Annotated in this window: 17 protein-coding genes and 1 tRNA gene; 13 read left to right on the top strand and 5 right to left on the bottom strand. The window is 64.7% G+C overall.

All coding sequences use genetic code 11. From position 1 onward, the window contains the following. The 10 genes from rfbH to C2862_RS25500 all read left to right on the top strand — a co-directional run bounded on the left by rfbH (position 1) and on the right by C2862_RS25500 (position 11,448). Positions 1 to 1,344, top strand: coding sequence for a lipopolysaccharide biosynthesis protein RfbH (gene rfbH / locus C2862_RS10980; RefSeq protein WP_136220164.1), 1,344 nt, complete (start codon positions 1 to 3; stop codon positions 1,342 to 1,344). After that, positions 1,344 to 1,892 (top strand): dTDP-4-dehydrorhamnose 3,5-epimerase, encoded by a 549-nt coding sequence (gene rfbC / locus C2862_RS10975; RefSeq protein ID WP_136220163.1) that lies wholly within the window; start codon positions 1,344 to 1,346, stop codon positions 1,890 to 1,892. The genes rfbH and rfbC overlap by 1 nt, the downstream gene beginning before the upstream one ends. Beyond that, positions 1,885 to 2,820, top strand: a complete 936-nt coding sequence (locus tag C2862_RS10970; protein ID WP_136220162.1) for an NAD(P)-dependent oxidoreductase — start codon at positions 1,885 to 1,887, stop codon at positions 2,818 to 2,820. The genes rfbC and C2862_RS10970 overlap by 8 nt, the downstream gene beginning before the upstream one ends. Positions 2,821 to 2,831: 11 nt before the next feature. Further along, on the top strand, positions 2,832 to 3,563 hold the full coding sequence (locus C2862_RS10965) for a hypothetical protein (protein ID WP_136220161.1): 732 nt from the start codon (positions 2,832 to 2,834) through the stop codon (positions 3,561 to 3,563). A gap of 97 nt (positions 3,564 to 3,660) precedes the next feature. Next, the gene (gene dusA / locus C2862_RS10960; RefSeq protein ID WP_136220160.1) at positions 3,661 to 4,668 is read left to right on the top strand and encodes a tRNA dihydrouridine(20/20a) synthase DusA; all 1,008 of its coding nucleotides are present in this window, start codon (positions 3,661 to 3,663) and stop codon (positions 4,666 to 4,668) included. Between the two features lie 469 nt (positions 4,669 to 5,137). Continuing rightward, entirely contained in the window at positions 5,138 to 6,895 is a 1,758-nt protein-coding gene (locus C2862_RS10955; RefSeq protein ID WP_229467383.1) for a methyl-accepting chemotaxis protein, read from the top strand. A gap of 86 nt (positions 6,896 to 6,981) precedes the next feature. Continuing rightward, positions 6,982 to 7,326 carry an energy transducer TonB gene (locus tag C2862_RS10950; protein ID WP_210735957.1) on the top strand — a complete coding sequence of 115 codons (345 nt, stop codon included), beginning with the start codon at positions 6,982 to 6,984 and terminating at the stop codon, positions 7,324 to 7,326. Positions 7,327 to 7,559: 233 nt separating this feature from the next. Beyond that, on the top strand, positions 7,560 to 7,982 hold the full coding sequence (locus tag C2862_RS10945) for a YXWGXW repeat-containing protein (RefSeq protein WP_136220159.1): 423 nt from the start codon (positions 7,560 to 7,562) through the stop codon (positions 7,980 to 7,982). 164 nt (positions 7,983 to 8,146) lie between these two features. Next, positions 8,147 to 9,358 carry an ABC transporter substrate-binding protein gene (locus C2862_RS10940; protein WP_136220158.1) on the top strand — a complete coding sequence of 404 codons (1,212 nt, stop codon included), beginning with the start codon at positions 8,147 to 8,149 and terminating at the stop codon, positions 9,356 to 9,358. A 2-nt stretch (positions 9,359 to 9,360) separates the two neighbouring features. Then, positions 9,361 to 11,448, top strand: a complete 2,088-nt coding sequence (locus tag C2862_RS25500; protein ID WP_229467382.1) for an ATP-binding protein — start codon at positions 9,361 to 9,363, stop codon at positions 11,446 to 11,448. Between the two features lie 65 nt (positions 11,449 to 11,513). Here C2862_RS25500 and C2862_RS10930 read toward each other — a convergent pair. The 4 genes from C2862_RS10930 to C2862_RS10915 all read right to left on the bottom strand — a co-directional run bounded on the left by C2862_RS10930 (position 11,514) and on the right by C2862_RS10915 (position 14,748). Next, positions 11,514 to 11,589, bottom strand: a tRNA-His gene (locus C2862_RS10930). 74 nt (positions 11,590 to 11,663) lie between these two features. Further along, the gene (gene murI / locus C2862_RS10925; RefSeq protein WP_136220157.1) at positions 11,664 to 12,527 is read right to left on the bottom strand and encodes a glutamate racemase; all 864 of its coding nucleotides are present in this window, start codon (positions 12,525 to 12,527) and stop codon (positions 11,664 to 11,666) included. Positions 12,528 to 12,582: 55 nt separating this feature from the next. After that, positions 12,583 to 14,115 (bottom strand): fumarate hydratase, encoded by a 1,533-nt coding sequence (locus C2862_RS10920; protein WP_136220156.1) that lies wholly within the window; start codon positions 14,113 to 14,115, stop codon positions 12,583 to 12,585. A 27-nt stretch (positions 14,116 to 14,142) separates the two neighbouring features. Then, positions 14,143 to 14,748, bottom strand: coding sequence for a TIGR00645 family protein (locus tag C2862_RS10915; protein ID WP_136220155.1), 606 nt, complete (start codon positions 14,746 to 14,748; stop codon positions 14,143 to 14,145). Positions 14,749 to 14,961: 213 nt separating this feature from the next. Between C2862_RS10915 and acs the strand changes: the two genes are divergently transcribed. The 3 genes from acs to C2862_RS10900 all read left to right on the top strand — a co-directional run bounded on the left by acs (position 14,962) and on the right by C2862_RS10900 (position 19,776). Continuing rightward, positions 14,962 to 16,959, top strand: a complete 1,998-nt coding sequence (gene acs, locus C2862_RS10910; protein WP_136220154.1) for an acetate--CoA ligase — start codon at positions 14,962 to 14,964, stop codon at positions 16,957 to 16,959. 22 nt (positions 16,960 to 16,981) lie between these two features. Continuing rightward, positions 16,982 to 17,380 carry a DUF2946 domain-containing protein gene (locus C2862_RS10905; protein WP_136220153.1) on the top strand — a complete coding sequence of 133 codons (399 nt, stop codon included), beginning with the start codon at positions 16,982 to 16,984 and terminating at the stop codon, positions 17,378 to 17,380. A gap of 119 nt (positions 17,381 to 17,499) precedes the next feature. Continuing rightward, complete coding sequence (locus C2862_RS10900; RefSeq protein WP_136220152.1) at positions 17,500 to 19,776, top strand: TonB-dependent receptor; 2,277 nt, start codon at positions 17,500 to 17,502, stop codon at positions 19,774 to 19,776. A 51-nt stretch (positions 19,777 to 19,827) separates the two neighbouring features. Here C2862_RS10900 and C2862_RS10895 read toward each other — a convergent pair whose 3' ends face one another. Further along, on the bottom strand, positions 19,828 to 20,151 hold the full coding sequence (locus tag C2862_RS10895; protein WP_136220151.1) for a hypothetical protein: 324 nt from the start codon (positions 20,149 to 20,151) through the stop codon (positions 19,828 to 19,830). Positions 20,152 to 20,593: the final 442 nt, after the last annotated feature.

Genomic DNA, 20,593 nt, shown 5'->3' with positions numbered 1-20,593 from the left:
ATGAGTACCGCCCCGATCCATTTCGCCGACAAGTCGCCCGCCGCACTGCGCAGCCAGATCGCCGCCCTGGTGGAAGAGTATGCCGCCATCGCCTTCGCGCCCCAGCCTTTCGTGCCGGGCCAGACGCCGGTGCCGGTGTCGGGCAAGGTGCTCGGCGCGGCCGAACTGAAGAACATGGTCGAGGCGAGCCTGGACGGCTGGCTGACCACCGGCCGCTTCAACGCCGAGTTCGAGCAGCGCCTGGCGCGCTATCTCGGCGTCCAATACCTGATCACGGTGAATTCGGGCTCGTCCGCCAACCTGGTCGCCTTCTCAACCCTGACCTCGAGCCGCCTCGGCGAACGCGCCATCAAGAAGGGCGACGAGGTCATCGGCGTGGCGGCCGGCTTCCCGACGACGGTGAATCCGATCCTGCAGTTCGGCGCCGTGCCCGTGTTCGTCGACGTCGACCTCGACACCCACAACATCGATGCATCGAAGATCGAAGCGGCGATCTCGCCGAAGACGAAAGCCATCATGCTGGCCCACTCGCTCGGCAACCCCTTCAACCTGGAGGTCGTGGTGGCGCTGTGCCGCAAGTACAACTTGTGGCTGATCGAGGATTGCTGCGACGCGCTCGGCTCGACCTACAACGGCCAGCTGGTCGGCACCTTCGGCGACATCGCCACCCTGAGTTTCTACCCGGCGCACCACATCACGATGGGCGAGGGCGGCGCCGTGTTCACGAATAATCCGGAACTGAAGCTGATCGCCGAATCCTTCCGCGACTGGGGCCGCGACTGCTACTGCCCGCCGGGCAAGGACAACACCTGCAACAAGCGCTTCTGCTGGAAGCTGGGCGACCTGCCGGAAGGCTACGATCACAAGTACACCTACAGCCACCTCGGCTACAACCTGAAGATCACCGACATGCAGGCGGCCTGCGCGCTGGCCCAGCTCGACCGCCTCGACGATTTCGTCCAGGCGCGCAAGGCCAACTTCGCCTACCTGCGCGAACGCCTGGCCGGCTGCGCGCAGTTCCTGCACCTGCCGCAGGCGACCCCGAACTCCGATCCATCCTGGTTCGGTTTCCCGCTGGTGCTCAAGGAAGGCAGCGGCGTCGCCCGTGTCGACCTGCTGAACTACCTCGACCAGCACAAGATCGCCACCCGCCTGCTGTTTGCCGGTAACCTGACGCGCCAGCCCTACATGATCGGCCAACACTTCCGCGTCAGCGGCGACCTGACGAACACCGACATCGTCATGAACCAGACCTTCTGGCTCGGCACCTGGCCCGGCCTGACCCACGCGCACATCGATTACATGGTCGAGAAGCTCGAGGAATTCTTCGGGGTGAATTTCTGATGTTCGAGACGCAGGACACCGGCCTGCCGGGCTGCCTGCTGCTGCAGCCGCGCGTGCTGGAAGACGCGCGCGGGCGCTTCGTGAAGACCTTCCACGAGGGCGCCTTCCGCGCGCTCGGCCTCGAGGCCGGATTCGTCGAGCAGTACTATTCGCACTCGCATCGCGGCGTGGTGCGCGGCATGCATTTCCAAAAGCCGCCGGCCCAGCACGCGAAGCTGGTCTACTGCGTGCACGGCGAGGTGTTCGACGTCGTGCTCGACCTGCGCAGGGGCTCGCCGACCTATGGCCAGACGCGCAGCTTCACGCTCAGCGCCAGCCAGGGCAACGCGCTCTACATCGCCGCCGGGATGGCGCACGGCTTCTGCGCGACCAGCGAGCTGGCGACCCTGGTCTACAACGTCACCAGCGTCTACGCGCCCGAGCAGGACGAGGGCGTGCGCTGGGATTCGATCGGCGTCCAGTGGCCGGCGGCGAACCCGCTAGTCTCGCCGCGCGACGCCGCCTTTGCCGCGCTGGCCGATTTCGACAGCCCATTTACGTATGACTAAGCGCCGCGCACTCGTCACCGGCGCCAGCGGCTTCGTCGGTTCGCACCTGGCGCGCCGCCTGGTGGAGGAGGGCTGGGAGGTGCACGTGCTGCTGCGCGCAGGCTCCAGCCTCGCGCCGCTGGCGCCCATCCTCGACCGGCTGACCTTACACCGGTCAAGCGGCGCGACGGCCGAACTGACCGAAATCGTCCGCGCCGCCGCGCCCGACGCCGTGTTCCACCTGGCCGCCGTCTTCCTCGCCCAGCACAAGCCAGAGGAGATCGAAAACCTGATCGAGGCGAACATCCTGTTCCCGACCCGGCTGCTGGAAGCGATGGCCGCCAACGGCGTGCGCCTGCTGGTGAACACTGGCACGGCCTGGCAGCACTTCGAGAACCGCGCCTACGATCCGGTGAACCTGTACGCCGCCACCAAGCAGGCCTTCGAGACGCTGCTGGCTTATTACGTGAATGCGCTCGGCTTCTCGGTGGCGACGCTGGCGCTGTTCGACACCTATGGCCCCGACGATCCGCGCCCGAAGCTGATGAGCGCCCTGTGGAAGGCGGCGGCGAGCGGCCAGGCCCTGTCGATGTCGGGCGGCGAGCAGCTGCTCGACATGGTCTACATCGACGACGTGGTCGAGGCCTATCTCGCCACCGAACGCTTCTTGCGCGATGCCGGTCCGGTGCAGCTGCACTACGGCGTCTCCTCCGGCGCGCCGCTGCGCCTCAAGGACCTGGTCGCCGCCTTCGAGGCCGCGCTCGGCGCGCGCGTGAACGTCGGCTGGGGCGAGCGCCCCTATCGCCCACGCGAGACCATGCAGGCCTGGACCGATTTCACGGCGCCGCCTGGCTGGCAGCCGCGCATGCCGCTCGCGGAAGGCCTGCGCCGCAGCGCGCCGCCCGGATTTCCCACGCAGGACGCTTCCGCAGCGCCCGTTCAACCGTAAACAGGACACCCATGGACTTCACGTACACCGAACTGCAACCTCTGAAACCGGTCCTGCGCGCCAACTGGCGCCGCAAGCGCCTCGTCGTCATCTCGCCCAGCGCGGCCTGGGGTTCGCTGCTGTCCCAGGACGCGGCGCCGAATTTCGACTTGATGACTTATTCCTTCGACGGCTCCGAGGCGACCGAGCTGTGCACCAGCCTGCCCGGCTGGAAGGGCCATTTCAGCTTCGTCTCGGAGATGTGGGGCGAGTCGCTGCACAAGCTGTTCCCGCTGATCCCGCCCGAGTACGAGGTGGTCCAGTTCCTGAACAGCGACATCTTCATCAGCTACGCCGACATCAACAAGTTCTTCGACTACGTCGACATGTTCGCGCTCGACATCGCCCAGCCGGCGCTGTCGCTGAACAGTTTTTATTCGCTGCCTTTCACCTTGAAAAAGACCAGCATCGAGGTCGAGCCGATTCCTTTCGTCGAAGGCATGATGCCCTGCCTGTCGCGCGCCGTGATCGACGAACTGGTCCGCCTGGACCTGTGGACCATTAGCGGCTGGGGCGTGGACCAGTTCCTGTTCCAGATCATCGTCGACCGCCTGAACCTGCGCCCGCAGGCCATCGTGCACGCCGTCACCGCGCTGCACACGAAGCCGGTGGAGTCCTCGCAGATGCGCTTCAGTAACGGCATGACGGCCGACGAGGAGCGCAACCAGCTCGGGCTGGCCTGCCAGCGGCTGTTCGGCGGCTGAGAAGAGGGCGCCCGCGCTCGCGGGCGGCCGCTGCGGTACAATACCGGTCCCGCATGCGCGGCGCCCCTGTGCGGCGCCGCCGAAATCTTCTGTTCACATGACTCTCGAAACAACTCCCTCGCAGGTGCCGGGCCGCCGTCTGTCGGTCGCCCCGATGATGGACTGGACCGACCGCCACTGCCGCGTCTTCCACCGCCAGATCACCCGCCACACCTGGCTCTACACCGAGATGGTGACCACCGGCGCGCTCGTCTACGGCGACGTCGAGCGCCACTTGCGCTATGACGGGATCGAGCACCCGGTCGCGCTGCAGCTGGGCGGCAGCGAGCCGGCCGACCTGGCGAAGAGCGCGAAGCTGGGGCAGGAGTGGGGCTACGACGAGATCAACCTGAACTGCGGCTGCCCGTCCGAGCGCGTGCAGCGCGGCGCCTTCGGGGCTTGCCTGATGAACGAGCCGCAATTGGTGGCCGACTGCGTCAAGGCGATGCGCGACGCGGTCACGATCGACGTCACGGTCAAGCACCGCATCGGCATCGACAAGAACGAGGAATACGGCTTCGTGCGCGACTTTATCGGCACGATCGCCGAGGCCGGCTGCCGTACCTTCATCGTCCATGCCCGGAATGCCATCCTGAAGGGCCTGTCGCCCAAGGAAAACCGCGAGATTCCGCCGCTGCGCTACGAAGTGGCCTACCAGCTCAAGCGCGAGTTCCCCGAGCTGGAGATCATCATCAACGGCGGCATCAAGACCGACGACGAGATCGCGCTGCACTTGCAGCACGTGGACGGCGTCATGCTCGGACGCGAGGCCTATCACAACCCCTACCTGATGGCGAACTGGGACGCCCGCTTCTACGGCGACGATACGCCACCGAAGACGCGCGCCGAGGTGCTGGCGGCGATGGTGCCGTATATCACGGCCCAGCTGGCGCAATACGGCGGCCATGGCCTGAAGCTCAACAGCATCACGCGCCACATGCTGGGCCTGACGGCTGGCCTGCCGGGCGCGCGGGCATTCCGCCAGATGCTCTCGGATCCGAAGAAACTGGCTGGCGCCGACCCGCAACTCCTCCTCGAAGCGGCTGCGCAGATTCGTTCCCTGTAAGTCTCGTCCTACTCTGCAGGCGGCCGCAAAACCGTCCGCCTGCTGCCTCATTCCTCCCTGCACGCCATCGACGCGCCCCTGTACACGCCCGATGCGCGTCGTATTGCAAGTAAATCATTGCCTTGAAATTCATTTCGCTTGCCGCACGTCATGTAGTGTGGCGAGCTCGACAAGAACACCCGTTCTCTTTTGCTTGCGTGTAGGAAATTTACTACACGGAAACGCCGATTTGTGTAGACAGGTCAAACGTCTGCTTGCCCTAGGGCAAGACCCCATCCATAATTTCGAGCACGGGATTGAAGATTTGCAACAGATGTGATCCGCCGAATTCATAAATATGTGGAAATGCACTTTTATGGAGCCTCGGCGGACAGCTTTTGATTTATCCTACCGGCAACTTGCCGAGAAGGAATGCAGCTTCCACGACGGCACCAGCGAAGCAAATCTGATCAACAGACAGGAAAGCGAAATGAATTTATCGAAGATGAAAGTCGGCATGCGTCTGGGACTGGGCTTTGCCCTGGTGCTGGTGCTGCTCGTTGCAGTGACCGTGGTCGGCGTCCTGCGCATGGCACAGATCCAGGACCGCCTCGATCACGTGGTCAGCGTCAATAATGTGTCGAGCCGTGCCGTCATCGAGATGCGCAACAACGTGCAAGACCGCCTCGCTTCGCTGCGCGTCCTGACCCTGATGACCGACGCCACCGAAATGGAACCGGAGCTCAAGAAGTTCAAGGAACAGACCGCCCTGTACACCGCAGCCCAGGACAAGGTCGCCAAGATCTTCGCCGCCGAAGGCACCGATGCCGAAAAGGCGCTGCTGGCTGAGATCAAGGGCCATGAGGCGACCGCGATGCCGGCCATCGCCAAGGCTTCCGAGCTCTATCTGGCCAACGACGCCATGAGCGCGACCCGCGTCATGATCAAGGAAGTGCGTCCGGTCCAGAAGAAGTGGACCGAAGCGCTGGACAAGCTGGTTGTGCTGGAAGACAAGCAGAGCGCCGAAAGCCAGGAGCAAGCGGCCAGTGCCTTCGTGAACGCCCGTAACTTCATGATCGCCATGCTGATCGCCGCCGTCGCCATGGGCGTGGCCGCCGCCTGGGTCATCACCCGCGGCCTGATCAAGCAGCTGGGCGGCGAGCCGGACTACACCACCCGCATTGCCGGCAGCATCGCCCACGGCAACCTGGCCATCGCCATCGACACCCGTACCGCCGAGAAGGGCAGCCTGCTGGCCGAAATGAGCGGCATGCGCAACAGCCTCGTCGACATCGTCGGCCAGGTGCGCCGCGGCACCGAAACCATCGGCACCGCCTCGCGTGAAATCGCCGCCGGCAACATCGACCTGTCCTCGCGTACCGAACTGCAGGCCAGCTCGCTGGAAAAGACCGCCTCGGCGATGGAAACCCTGACCACCACCGTGCGCCAGAACGCCGAGCATGCCCGCGAGGCCAACCAGTTGGCGGCAAGCGCCTCGGACGTTGCCCGCAAGGGTGGCGACGTGGTCTCGCAAGTGGTCGGCACCATGGGCGAGATCAACAGCTCGGCCAGCAAGATCGCCGACATCATCGGCGTCATCGACGGCATCGCTTTCCAGACCAACATCCTGGCGCTGAACGCGGCCGTCGAAGCGGCACGTGCCGGCGAGCAGGGCCGCGGCTTCGCGGTCGTGGCCTCGGAAGTGCGCAACCTGGCCCAGCGTTCGGCTGCGGCGGCAAAAGAGATCAAGACCCTGATCGGCGACTCCGTCGAGAAGGTCGAGCGCGGCAGCAAGCTGGTCGGCCAGGCCGGCGTGACGATGGACGAAGTGGTGGCGAGCGTGAAGCGCGTGACCGACATCATGGGCGAGATCGCCAACGCCAGCGCCGAGCAGAGCGCCGGCATCGAACAGGTCAACATGTCGATCATCGAGATGGACAGCATGACCCAGCAGAATGCGGCCCTGGTGGAAGAGGCCGCCGCAGCCGCCCAGAGCCTGCAGGACCAGGCCGGTGAACTGAGCCGCGTGGTCAGCATCTTCAAGCTGGTCGAAGGCGAGGAGCACAGCCTGGAGCCGGTCGTCGCGGCACAGGCGGCACCGGCAGCCAAGCCGGCAGCGACCCTGCCGGCTGTCCGGACCCCGGCAGCACGTCCGGCCCGCCCGGCACTCAAGAAGCCCGCTCCGGCCGCAGCCAAGCCAAGCAAGGCCCCGGTTGCCGCAGGCAGCGACGAATGGGAAGAATTTTAAATTTTTTTAATTGACGGCATCCCGCCGGAGACACTGAAAGACCGCAGCAGTCAGCGGCAGACCAACTCAACTTAGGAACGATAATCATGAAAAAAACCAGCCTGAACCTCATCGCCACCATCGCTTTCGCCGCCGTTGCCGGCTCGGCCTTCGCCGCTGAAACCCCAGCTTCCTTCGATCCGTCGAAGTGCAAGGTCGAATACCCGAAAGCATCGCTGATGAATGAAGAGCAGGGCACGACCTCGATGTCGTTCCTGGTCAACGCCGACGGCAGCGTCGCCGATTCGAAGCTGGACAAGTCGAGCGGTTTCAAAGGCCTCGACAAGGCAGCCCAGAAAGGCCTGTCGGCTTGCAAGTTCAAGCCGGGCACCAAGGATGGCGCGCCAGCCCAGACCTGGGCCAAGGTCGACTACGCATGGAAGCTCGACTAATTTCCTGACGTATTTCCGCATGACGAACAGCCGGCCTCGCGCCGGCTGTTTCATTTTGCGGGTTGGCGAACTCGTCCGTGCGCGGGAAAAAGCCGCGGCGGAGTAGCATAAGGTTTCCAGTCTGTTAATGGATTCCCGCCAAATGTATCGATTGTAAGCACTTGCATCAGTTCTACTGTGTACCAGAACGTTTGGCTATAGTGATCTCACACCGAACCGAAAGGAGCACTACCATGAAACGAATCCTCTTCACTGTTGCAGCTGCCGTGATCAGTACCGCTGCCTTCACGCCGGTGGCGCAAGCACAGCATCACCCACGAACCGAAGTGATCGTCGTGCAGAAGGCGCCACCGCCACTGCGTCGCGAAGCGGTTCCGGCGGCACGCCGCGGCTATGAATGGATCCCGGGTTACTGGAACTGGAACGGCCGCCGCTATGTCTGGACCAAAGGCCATTACGAGCGCGTCCGCGCCGGCTACGTCTATGCCCGTCCTGAATGGCGCCAGCGCGACAACGGTTGGGTGATGGAGCGCGGCGGCTGGCAGCGAGGCGACCGCGACCGTGACGGCATCCCGAACCGCATGGACCGCGACCGCGACAACGACGGCGTGCCGAACCGCGCCGATGCGCGTCCGAACAACCCGAACCGTTACTGATCAAGCAGGGCCGGCCAAGCCGGCGCCTTACAGGAAAAGCCACCTGCGGCCCTCGCAGGTGGCTTTTTCCATTTGCGCACGGCTGACCCGTCCATGCCGCCGGGCCGTGCGTAGGGGTTTCGAGCTTAGCGATTACAATACCGGACTTCACTTTTGTCCCGCCTATGCCGATTTTCACCGCCGTCCGCCGCCGTTCCGCCCTCGTCCGCCTGCTGGCGCTGGGCACGCTGTTGGTCCTGTCCTGCACGGGCGCCGTGGCCGGGCCGGCACCTGTCCGCATCGGACTCGATGCCGAATTCGGTCTCGACAACAGCACCTCGGCCCAGGCCGTGGAACTGGGCCTGCGCACCGCCATCGGCGAGATCAACCGCGCCGGCGGCGTGCTGGGTGGACGGCCGCTCGAGCTGGTCACCAAGGACCATCGCTCGCTGCCGGCGCGCGGCATCCGCAACATCGAGGAATTCGCGCGCATGCCGGACCTGGTCGCCGTCTTCGGCGGCCGCTTCAGCCCGGTCGTCATCGAAGAATTGCCGACCCTGAAGGCGACCAGGACCCTGTTCATGGCGCCCTGGTCTTCGGCCGACATGATCGTCGATAACGGCATGCAGCCGAACTACGTCTACCGCCTGTCGCTGCGCGACAGCCTGGCCATGCCCAAACTGCTGGAGACGGCGCGCAAGCGCGGCCTGCGCCGCGTCGGCCTGCTGCTGACGAATACCTCCTGGGGACGCAGCAATCTGGCGGCGGCCGAGGAGTACGTCGCCGCCAGCAAGGACCTGCGCATCGTGCAGACGGCCTGGTACAACTGGCGCGACCAGACCCTGGTCGCGCGCTACGAATCCTTGCGCCGCGCCGGCGCCCAGGCCGTCGTGCTGGTCGCCAACGACGACGAGGCGGCCGTGCTGGTGCGTGAAGTCGCGGCACTGCCGAAGGCGCAGCACCTGCCCATCCTCAGCCACTGGGGCGTGACCGGCGGCGAGTTCACCAAGCAGGCCGGCCCGGCGCTGCAGCAGGTCGACTTCTCCGTGATCCAGACCTTCTCCTTCTTCAGGGCCGACAAGCAGCAGCTGGCGCGCTTCATGAAGAGCCTGGCGGCGGTGTCAAAGATCCGCCGCATTGAAGACATCCAGGGACCGGTTGGTGTGGCGCACAGCTACGACCTGATGCACATTCTGGCCAAGGCAATCGACCTGGCCGGCAGCACCGACCGCAAGGCGGTGCGCGACGCCCTGGAAAAGCTGAAAGTGCACCGCGGCCTGGTCAAGACCTATGCGCCGCCGTTCACTCCCCGGCGCCATGAGGCGCTGGGCGAACGCGAACTCCTGATCGCACGCTATCGTCCGGACGGTACGCTGGTGCCGACCGACGACCGATGATCATGTGGTCCACGCTGCGGCCCGGCAGCCTCACGCGGCGCTTCGCGATCGCGGCGGCCGTCCTGACCGCGGCGGCAGTGCTGCTGGTGGCCGCGGCCTCGTTCTGGCTGGTAAACCGCCAGCATGCGGCCGCGCTCGCCGTGCTGCAGCAGCGCGAGACGGCCTATAACGCGAACATGGTGGGCACCACGCTCGCGACCTTGGCCTCGCGCATGACCGACGTCGCGAACAGTCCCATCCTGGCCACTGCCCTGGTCGACAGCGCCGGGCGCGAGACCTACCTGACGCCTTTCCTGGGCAGCCTGCGCCAGATTAACGGCATCCCGGTCCAGGTCCTGTTCACCGATTTCGAAGGCAAGCCGATCGCCGGCAACGGCCAGGAGCGCTTCGACGCGCAGCAGATGGACTGGCTGCGCGCGCAGATCGACCGTGGCCGCGACACCGCCGCCATCTTCGATGGTCCGCAGGGTGCGGAACTGGTCGGTGTCAGCCTGCTGCGCTATTCGCGCACGAATACGCCGGAGGGCGCGCTCGCCTACAAGATCGGCCTGCGCGACTTGCGGCCGGTGCCGACCTCGGTCCTGACCTGGGCGGGCCAGACGCGCGTGACGCCGAAGGGGAACAGCCTCGAGCAGCCGGTGAAGGTGCCGGGAGAATTCGCCCACCTGGGCCTAAAGCTGCGCCTCGACGTCTCCGCGTTCGACGACGACCTGGGAACGCCCTGGTCGCAGTACAGCCTGATCATCGCCACCGCCGCGCTGCTGGCCCTGGTCGTGTTCCTGCTCGGTTCGCGCCTCTCGCTCAACCTGACGCGCGACCTGCGCAGGCTCGGACAGTTCGCCGCCAAACTGGGCGAGGAGGGCATCAGCGAACGCCGCGCCCAACTGGCCGGCAGCAGCGAAACGGTCACCCTCGCCCGATCGATTAACCGCATGCTCGACCACCTGCAGCGCCAGCAGGCCGATTTGCAGCGCGAGCACGAACGCAAGGACGAGTTCCTCGCCATGCTCGCGCACGAACTGCGCAATCCGCTGGCGCCGATCAGCAGCGCCGCCCAGCTGCTGCGCGTGCTGTTCGCCGGCGAACCGCGCATCAGGCAGACCAGCGAAGTGATCAGCCGCCAGGTCGCCCACATGACCCACCTGGTCGACGACCTGCTGGACGTCTCGCGCGTCACGCGCGGCCTGGTCACGATCAACAAGACGCAGGTCGAACTCGGCGCCGTCGTGCGCGAAGCGGTCGAGCAGATCATGCCGGTGGTCGAGGCCAGGCACCACCGCCTGGCGCTCGAGATCGCGCCGCAGCCGCTGTTCGTCAGCGGCGACCGCACGCGCCTGATCCAGGTGGCGGTCAACCTCCTCAACAACGCGGCGAAATACACGCCCGACGGCGGGGCGCTGCAGGTGTCGCTGCAAGAGCAGGACGGCCAGGCGGTCCTGCAGGTGCGCGACAACGGCATCGGCATTGGGGTTGAGCTGCTGCCGGTCGTGTTCGACCTGTTCACCCAGGCCGAGCGCACGCCCGACCGCGCCCAGGGCGGCCTCGGGCTGGGCCTGGCCCTGGTCAAGAAGCTGGTCGAGCTGCACGAGGGCAGCGTGGAAGCGCAGAGCGAAGGGCAGGGCAAGGGCAGCGTGTTCACGGTGCGCCTGCCGGTGCTGACGGAGGCCGTCGGCGCGGCGCCGGCTGCGCGCGCCGCGACTGTTCCCATGCCGGCAGCCGGGCGGCGCATCCTGGTGGTCGACGACAATGTCGACGCCGCCGCCACGCTCGGCATGCTGCTCGAAACCGCGGGACACAGCGTGCGGGTCGAGCATTCGGCCCAGGGCGCGCTGGCGGCCGCGTCGCACGGCGAGTTCGACGTCGTCCTGCTCGACATCGGCTTACCCGACATGAGCGGGCACGAACTGGCGCGCGCCTTGCGGGGCTTGCCGTGCTGCGGCGACAGCGCCCTGGTGGCGGTCAGCGGCTATGGGCAGGCGCAGGATAGGCGCATGTCGGAGGAGGCGGGGTTTGCCGCGCACCTGGTGAAGCCGGTGGCGGCGGATGAGCTGATCGAGACGATCGCGCGGGTGCAGACGGCTGGGGTGTAAGAAGAGGCCCCAGGGGCTGAAATGCAAAAAGCCCAGTCATCGACCGGGCTTTTCGCTTGAATCTTTGGGGTGGCTGATGGGACTCGAACCCACGACAACAGGAATCACAATCCTGGACTCTACCAACTGAGCTACAGCCACCATTGTCTTGCTTTCTATCTCAGCACTGCCGAGACAGAACAAGATTATACAAACTCCGAAGCAAACTGGCAAATCTAATTGTTCGGTCCGATCACGATGCCGTCGGCAGCACTGCCTGCGACCTCGTGCACAGGCGGATCGAGGCCGAGCAGGCCGTTGAAGGCGGCGGACAAGGCGGTGCCGCTGGCGCTGGTGTAGCCGTCGAGGCGGGCGGGCACAGCGCCGGCTGCGCGTGCGATGCCATCCGCCGAGAGCAGCCGCGCCAGCTGGCGCGCCACGGCCTCGCCGGTGTCGATCAGGGTGACCGGGCGATCCGTGCAGGTGGCGATCACGCGTTCGATCGAGGCTTGCACCAGCGGATAGTGGGTGCAGCCGAGCACCAGGGTGTCGGCGCCTTCATCCAGCAGGGGCAGGATGAAGCGGCGCAGCAGGGCGTCGGTCTCGTTCGATTCCAGGGTGCCGAACTCGATCTGGTCGGCCAGCCCGATGCAGGGCTGCAGCAGGAAGCGCGCGCCGGTGTTCTCGGCGACCTGGTCGCGCAGCAGCAGGAACTTGGCGCCGCTGAGGGTACGTTCGGTGGCCAGCACGCCCACTAAACCGTTGCGGCTGGAGGCGGCGGCCGGCTTCAGGCCGGGTTCGACGCCGACGATGGGCATGCCGGGATAGCGTGCGCGCAGGGCGGCGATCGCGGCGACGGTGGCAGTGTTGCAGGCGACGACGATGGCTTTCGCGCCCTGGTCGACCAGGAAGGCGCCGATTGCCAGCACGCGTGCGGTGACGACGTGTTCGGGCTTGTCGCCGTAGGGGGCGAAGCCGGAGTCGGCGAAGTAAATGAGGTGTTCGTGCGGGAGCTGCGCGCGGATGTGGCGCAGGACGGACAAGCCGCCGACGCCGGAATCGAAGATGCCGATGGGGGCGTCGGGGGCGGTAGGGAGCATGGTGGTATGCAAACGCAGGTTGAACGCGTGGGCGGGAGACCCGCCCACCTTTCGTTTAGATTGCGTTGACCGGAATGCCCTTCAGCGATTCGATCTTCGCCGCCCATTCCTTCGGACCGGTCTGGTGCACCGAGGTGCCGGTCGAATCGACGGCGACGGTGACCGGCATGTCCTGGACGTCGAACTCGTAGATCGCTTCCATGCCCAGGTCTTCGAAGCCGACGACCTTGGCCGACTTGATCGCCTTCGAGACCAGGTAGGCCGAGCCGCCGACCGCCATCAGGTAGGCCGACTTGTGCTTCTGGATCGATTCGATCGCGGCCGGGCCGCGTTCGGCCTTGCCGATCATCGAGATCAGGCCGGTCTTCTCCAGCATCATGTCGGTGAACTTGTCCATGCGGGTCGCGGTGGTCGGACCGGCCGGGCCCACGACTTCGTCACGCACCGGATCGACCGGGCCGACGTAGTAGATCACGCGGTTGGTGAAGTCCACCGGCAGCGATTCGCCCTTGGCCAGCATGTCCTGGATGCGCTTGTGCGCGGCATCGCGGCCGGTCAGCATCTTGCCGTTCAGGAGCAGGGTCTGGCCCGGCTTCCAGGAAGCGACTTCCTCTTTCGTCAGCGTGTCGAGGTCGACGCGCTTCGATTTCTCGGTGTCCGGGGTCCAGTGCACTTCAGGCCAGGTCGAGAGCGAAGGCGGTTCGATGTACGAAGGGCCCGAGCCGTCCAGCACGAAGTGGGCGTGGCGGGTGGCCGCGCAGTTCGGGATCATGGCGACCGGCTTCGATGCCGCGTGGGTCGGGTACATGTTGATCTTCACGTCGAGCACGGTGGTCAGGCCGCCGAGGCCCTGGGCGCCGATGCCGAGCGCGTTGATCTTGTCGCACAGTTCGATACGCAGTTCTTCCAGCTTGTTCTGCGGGCCGCGCTGCTTCAGTTCGTACATGTCGATGTCTTCCATCAGCGACTCTTTCGCCATCAGCATGGCTTTCTCGGCCGAGCCGCCGATACCGATGCCGAGCATGCCCGGCGGGCACCAGCCGGCGCCCATCAGCGGCACCGTCTTGAGGACCCAGTCGACCAGCGAGTCGGACGGGTTCAGCATCACGAACTTGGTCTTGTTTTCCGAGCCGCCGCCCTTGGCCGCGACCTTTACGTCGACGGTGTCACCTTCGACCAGTTCCATGTGAACGACGGCCGGGGTGTTGTCCTTGGTGTTCTTGCGCTCGAAGTGCGGGTCGGCGACGATCGAGGCGCGCAGCTTGTTGTCGGCGAAGTTGTACGCGCGGCGCACGCCTTCGTTGACGGCGTCGGTGACGGAGCCGCTGAAGCCTTCAAAGCGCACGCCCATGCCGATCTTCAGGAAGACGTTGACGATGCCGGTGTCCTGGCAGATCGGGCGCTTGCCTTCGGCGCACATGCGCGAGTTGGTCAGGATCTGGGCGATGGCGTCTTTCGCCGCCGGGCTTTGCTCGGCCTCGTAGGCGCGCGCCAGGTGCTGGATGTAGTCAGCCGGGTGGTAGTAGCTGATGTACTGGAGCGCGGCGGCGACCGATTCGATCAGGTCTTCCTGTTTGATGACTGTCATGACTATTCTCGAGGTAGGGTAGAGGTGTTAGTGATGCTTGGACTGGTGATGCGTGTGAGTGGTAATACGGTCGGTCCAGGAAATGGCCAGGGCCGACAGCAGGAATGCGCAGTGAATCACGGTCTGGGCGATCAGTACCCTGTCTTCGTAGTTCGCTGCGTTGATGAAGGTTTTCAGCAGGTGGATCGAGGAGATGCCGATGATCGCCATGGCCAGCTTGGTCTTCAGGACCGAGGCGTTCACGTGCGACAGCCACTCCGGCTGGTCCGGATGGCCTTCCAGGTTCATGCGCGAGACGAAGGTCTCGTAGCCGCCGACGATCACCATGATCAGGAGATTCGAGATCATGACCACGTCGATCAGGCCGAGCACGACCAGCATGATGGTCGTTTCCGTCAGCTTCTTCGGACCGTTCGTCATGCCCACGGCTTCGAGGATGTGCTGCAGCGAATCGGCATTGCCGAATGCGGCGCCGATCAGGTCCTTGAGTTCGACCCAGAAATGGAACACGTAGACGCACTGCGCCAGGATCAGGCCCAGGTAGAGCGGCAACTGCAGCCAGCGGCTGGCGAAAATCAGGTTGTTGAGCGGGGTGAGCTTGCGTTGTTCGTTTGCGGGGAGATTTTGCGACATCGAGTACGGCTCCAGGGTTCCGACAAAATTCAGCCCATCATTTTACACCTCTGGCGCACGCTTGCAGACCACCATCTCGAATAGCGCCGCTTTGTGGCAAGCTTGGTAAAATCGCACCGGAACAGGGAGGTGTGCCGTTTCCGAGCCTGTAAGCGCTCAGTAAGCGAGCACGCCTAAGGTGTCTGGCAAAACTACTACATGATGGAGACTAGCATGGCCGAGAACGAGATCACCGACGAGAACCATGGCTTGCAAGAGAACCGCGTGTTCCAGCCGCCAAAGGAATTCACCGCGAACGCCGCCATTGCCGGCATGGAAGCCTACGACAAGCTGTGCGCGGAAGCCGCTGGCGACTACGAAGGCTTCTGGGGCCGCCTGGCCACGGAACACCTCGACTGGCAAAAGCCTTTTACCAAGACCCTCGACGAATCGAACGCACCGTTCTACCAATGGTTCAACGATGGGCAGTTGAACGCCTCCTACAATTGCCTCGATCGCAATCTGCTGAACGGTAACGCCGAGAAGACGGCCATCATCTTCGAAGCCGATAACGGCGCCGTGACCAACGTCACCTACCGCGAGCTGCACCAGCGCGTCTGCAAGTTCGCCAACGGCCTGAAATCCCGCGGCATCAAGAAGGGTGACCGCGTCATCATCTACATGTCGATGTCGATCGAAGGCGTGGCCGCGATGCAAGCCTGCGCCCGTATCGGTGCGACCCATTCGGTCGTCTTCGGCGGCTTCTCGGCGAAATCCCTGCAGGAACGCATCATCGACGCCGGCGCCGTGGCCGTCATTACGGCCGACGAGCAACAGCGCGGCGGCAAGTCGCTGCCTTTGAAGGCCATCGTCGACGAAGCGCTGGCGCTGGGCGGCTGCGACACGATCAAGGACGTGATTGTCTACAAGCGCACCGGTGGCGACATCGCCTGGAATAAAGGCCGCGACATCTGGCTGAACGAACTGGTCGACAACCAGTCCGCCGACTGCGAACCGGAATGGGTCGATGCCGAGCATCCGCTCTTCATCCTCTACACCTCGGGTTCGACCGGCACGCCGAAGGGCGTCCAGCATTCGACGGGCGGCTTCCTGCTGTGGGCGGCGCTGACGATGAAATGGACCTTCGACATCAAGCCTGACGACGTGTTCTGGTGCACGGCCGACATCGGCTGGGTCACCGGCCACAGCTACATCGCCTACGGTCCGCTGGCCGTCGGCGCCACCGAGATCGTCTTCGAAGGCGTGCCTACGTTCCCGAACGCCGGCCGCTTCTGGGAAACCATCGCCAAGCACAAGGTCAGCATTTTCTACACGGCGCCGACCGCGATCCGATCGCTGATCAAGGCCTCGGACGTGAATCCGGAATTCCACCCGCAGAAATACGACCTGTCCTCGCTGCGCCTGCTGGGCTCGGTCGGCGAGCCGATCAATCCGGAAGCCTGGATGTGGTACTACAAGAACGTCGGCGGGGAACGCTGCCCGATCGTCGATACCTTCTGGCAGACGGAGACGGGCGGCCACATGATCACGCCGCTGCCGGGCGCGACGCCGATGGTGCCGGGTTCCTGCACGCTGCCGCTGCCTGGCATCATGGCGGCGATCGTCGACGAAGCCGGTGCCGACGTGCCGAACGGGCAGGGCGGCATCCTGGTGGTCAAACGCCCATGGCCGTCGATGATCCGCACCATCTGGAACAATCCGGAGCGTTTTAAAACCAGCTACTTCCCTGAAGAGCTGGGCGGCAAATACTACCTGGCCGGCGACGGCGCGATCCGCAACAAGGACACGGGTTACTTCACCATCACCGGCCGCATCGACGACGTGCTGAACGTCTCGGGCCACCGCATGGGCACGATGGAGATCGAGTCGGCGCTGGTCGCCAACCCGAACGTGGCCGAGGCGGCCGTGGTCGGTAAGCCGGACGACACCACGGGCGAAGCCATCTGCGCCTTCGTGGTGCTCAAGGGCGCGCGTCCAACCGGCGAGGATGCCAAGAAGCTGGCTGCCGAATTGCGCAACTGGGTCGGCAAGGAGATCGGTCCGATCGCCAAGCCAAAGGAAATCCGCTTCGGCGACAACCTGCCGAAGACGCGTTCGGGCAAGATCATGCGCCGCCTGCTGCGCGTGCTGGCCAAGGGCGAGACCATCACCCAGGACGTGTCGACGCTGGAAAATCCGGCGATTCTGGAGCAGCTCAAGGAATCGGCGTAATCGTTGTTTGTAGGCGGCCCGCATGTCGCACGCGCGCCGCCTTCGTTATACTTGGTGCATGAAGCGGCTCATTCGACATACGCTGACCAGCTGGATCGCCGTTTTCGCGATCCTGTTCGGTGCGCTCGCACCCACGCTCTCGCACGCTTTCGTGCGCGCGGCGCAGCCGGTCGACTTCCCGATTTGTAGCGCCCATGCCGTCGAGGTCAAAGCGCCGGGGCTGCCCGATCTCGGGCCTGACCCATTAAAACATTGCCCGTATTGCGTGGACCAGCATCACACGCCGGGCTTGTTGTCGACGACCTCGAGCGTGCTGTTCGATGCCGGCGCTCAGCTTCTTCCCTCCCTGTTCTACGCGGCGCCCGCGCCGCTGTTTCACTGGGCCGCGCCGCAATCGCGCGCACCGCCCGTCCTTTCCTGATTCTTCGCCGAGCTGCCTGAGGATCGCCGTATTCGCGCGGCCGTCGGGCACGCACGCCCATGTCGCGGCATCCAATGGCTGGACGCCGGCTTGCAGCGACCGAAACGAACAGGAACAACATGAAACCAACGAAATCCGCCTTGGCTGTGGCCATCGCTGCCGCATGCGCCGGCGCCACCCAGGCCCAGGAAAACACCGCACCCGAAAAACAGATGGGCACGGTCGTCGTCACCGGCAACCGTCCGACCTCGCTGCCGACCCAGATCCCGACCACGATCGAAGGCATCACCGCGGCCGAGATCGCGCGCACCATTAACGCCACCGATGCCGAAGACGCACTGAAATATCTGCCCAGCCTGCTGGTGCGCAAGCGCTACATCGGCGACTACAACCACGCCGTGCTTTCCACGCGCGCCTCGGGTACCGGCAACAGTGCGCGCTCGGCCGTCTACGCCGACGGCATCCTGCTCTCGAACTACCTCGGCAATGGCGCCACCTTCGCGCCGCGCTGGGGCATGGTCACGCCCAGCGAGATCGAGCGCGTCGATGTGCTCTACGGACCTTTCTCGGCGGCCTATGGCGGCAATTCCGTCGGCGCCGTCGTCGACTACGTCACACGCATGCCGCGCCGCTTCGAGGCGCACGCCAAGTTCTCGCTGTCGTACCAGCCTTTCCGGCTCTACAACACGCATGAGGATTTCAATGGCCGCCAGGGCAGCATCTCGCTCGGCAACAGGCAGGGCGCCTGGTCCTGGTTCATCGACCTCAGCCGCAACGACAGCGACGGCCAGCCGCAGACTTTTGTGACCCGGCTCCCTTCAGCCGGCACGGTCACCAGTGCTGCAGACAGTGTCACCGGCGCCGTACCGGGCCAGGACCGCAGCTACCGCGACTGGCTGATCCTCGGCACCGCCACCCAATACCACACGGTGCAGGACCACCTGAAAGCCAAGCTGGCCTACGATTTTTCTCCCACCGTGCGCGCGACCTATGTGCTGGGCGTGTGGCAGAACGAATCGGAAGGGCGGCCCGCCAGCTACCTGAGGAACGGCACGGGCCAGCCCGTCTACAGCGGCCCCGTCACGATTGGAGGCCGCAGCTATACGCTCGGGCAGACCGACTTCAACGTCTCCAACGAGGAACTGCGCCACCTGATGCATGGCCTGTCGGTGAAGAGCAACACGAAAGGCGTGTTCGACTGGGAGCTGGCGGCCAGCCTCTACGATTACGACCAGGATGAGCTGCGCGCCGGTACCACCTCCGTGCCCGGCGCCCTGAACGGCGGGGCAGGGCGTATTGTCGACGGGAGCGGCACCGGCTGGAACACCTTTGCCGCCAAAGGCATCTGGCGACCGGGCGCCGGTCACGTCGTCGAGTTCGGTTACCAGCGCGAAGCCTACAAACTGTCCAGCATCGAACGCGCGACCGTTAACTGGATCGACGGCGCCCCGGGCGCGCGCAATGCGGCCTTCGGCGGCCGCACCCGGACCCAGGCCTTATATGGCCAGGACACTTGGCGCTTCGCGCCAAGCTGGAAAGCCGTGCTCGGCCTGCGCCTGGAGCGCTGGGAAGCCAGCGATGGCCGCACGGCGAATGCGACCGTCACGGTGGCGCACGGCGAGCGGCGCGAGAATGTTGCTTCGCCCAAAGCGGCGCTGGCCTGGCAGGCCACGCCGGACTGGACGCTGAAAGCCTCGCTCGGCCGCGCGGTGCGCATGCCGACCGTTTCCGAGCTCTACCAGGGCGGCGTGAACGGCGCGGGCGTCCTGATCAACAACGATCCCGATCTACAGCCGGAGCGCTCCTGGACCGGCGAGCTGACGGCCGAACGCAAGCTCGAGACCGGTTCGCTGCGTCTGACCGCCTTCGGCGAGCGCACCAAGGATGCGCTGTATTCGCAGACCAATGTGCTGGTGACGCCGAATGTGACCAACGTGCAGAACGTCGGGCGCATCGATACGCAAGGGTTTGAATTGGCCTATGGCGCAACGGACGTGTTCAAGCCCGGACTCGACCTGAATGGCAGCCTGACCTGGACCGATTCGACGATCGAGCGCAATGACAAGTTCCCTGCAAGTGTAGGCAAGCGCCAGCCACGCATTCCCGAGTGGCGGGCGACCGGGGTGGCGACGTATCGCTTCAATGACCGGCTGGCGCTGACGCTGGCGGCGCGCTACAGCGGCGATCAGTTTTCGACGCTGGACAACTCGGATCCGAACGGGTTTGCCTACCAGGGTGCGAGCAAGTACTTCACGGCGGATTTGCGGGCGACCTACCGCCTGAACAAGCAGTGGAGCGTGGCGGTCGGGGTCGATAACCTGAACAATTACAAGTACTGGAACTTCCATCCGTATCCGCAGAGGACCTGGCTGGCGGAGGTGAAGTACGACTTGTAATCAATAAGGAAGGCCGCTCTCGAGCGGCCTTTGTCATGGTGCCTGCCTGGTTCAGGAGCCGGCGAAGGGGCTGCCCACCAGGCCGACGGCCAGTTCGGCCCAGATGAAGAGGAAGCCGAAGGCGATGACGCCGATCGTGATCAGTCGGGCCTTGCGCGTCTGGATCTTGCGCGCGGCGAGGTCGAAGAGGAGGCCGGTGCCCATCAGCAGGACGCCCATGACCACGAAATCGCTCAAGGTCCAGTTGACTTCGCGGGTGAACTGCATGGCGATGAGGGGCGCCATCAGGATGGCGGCGGTGATCAGGGCGATGCGGAGCAGGCGTTTGGCGGAGAATTTGGCTGCTGGGAGGTTGCCGCCGGTCAGGGTGGTCATGGGGGGCTCCTGGTTGACTGCGCTAGGAGGTATCAGTTTGCCATTAAATAGGTAGAGGGTTCAACAGGTTGTTGAACTGAGCTTGCTTGCCGTGGCGTGACGTAGGGTGGGCACTTGTGCCCACGCGGTCTCATCGATTGAGCAAAGGAGGCGTGTGAGCTGGTGTTACAGCGCGCGCCCTCGGCTCGCGGCGCCCTCGCCCTGCGGCGACGGCAGATGGACGATTCGAAGAGGCACGCCCCAGTAGGGGCGAGGCCTTCGAACCTACCGCCTTGGCGACCGCGCAGAGCCCGCAGTGACGTAGGGTGGGCACTTTGTATAGCACAGACACATAGGTAACAGGTGTCTAGACACATAGGTGACACTGCCGGGTTAGATTCTAGCTGGTTCTAAGGTTGATTTGGGTGACCTCGCGGTCGCAGAAAAACACTTGGAAGAGCCC

Source organism: Massilia sp. Mn16-1_5, assembly GCF_004798585.1.
Classification (GTDB): domain Bacteria; phylum Pseudomonadota; class Gammaproteobacteria; order Burkholderiales; family Burkholderiaceae_D; genus Telluria.
This window is presented reverse-complemented; position numbering and strand designations above follow the sequence as displayed.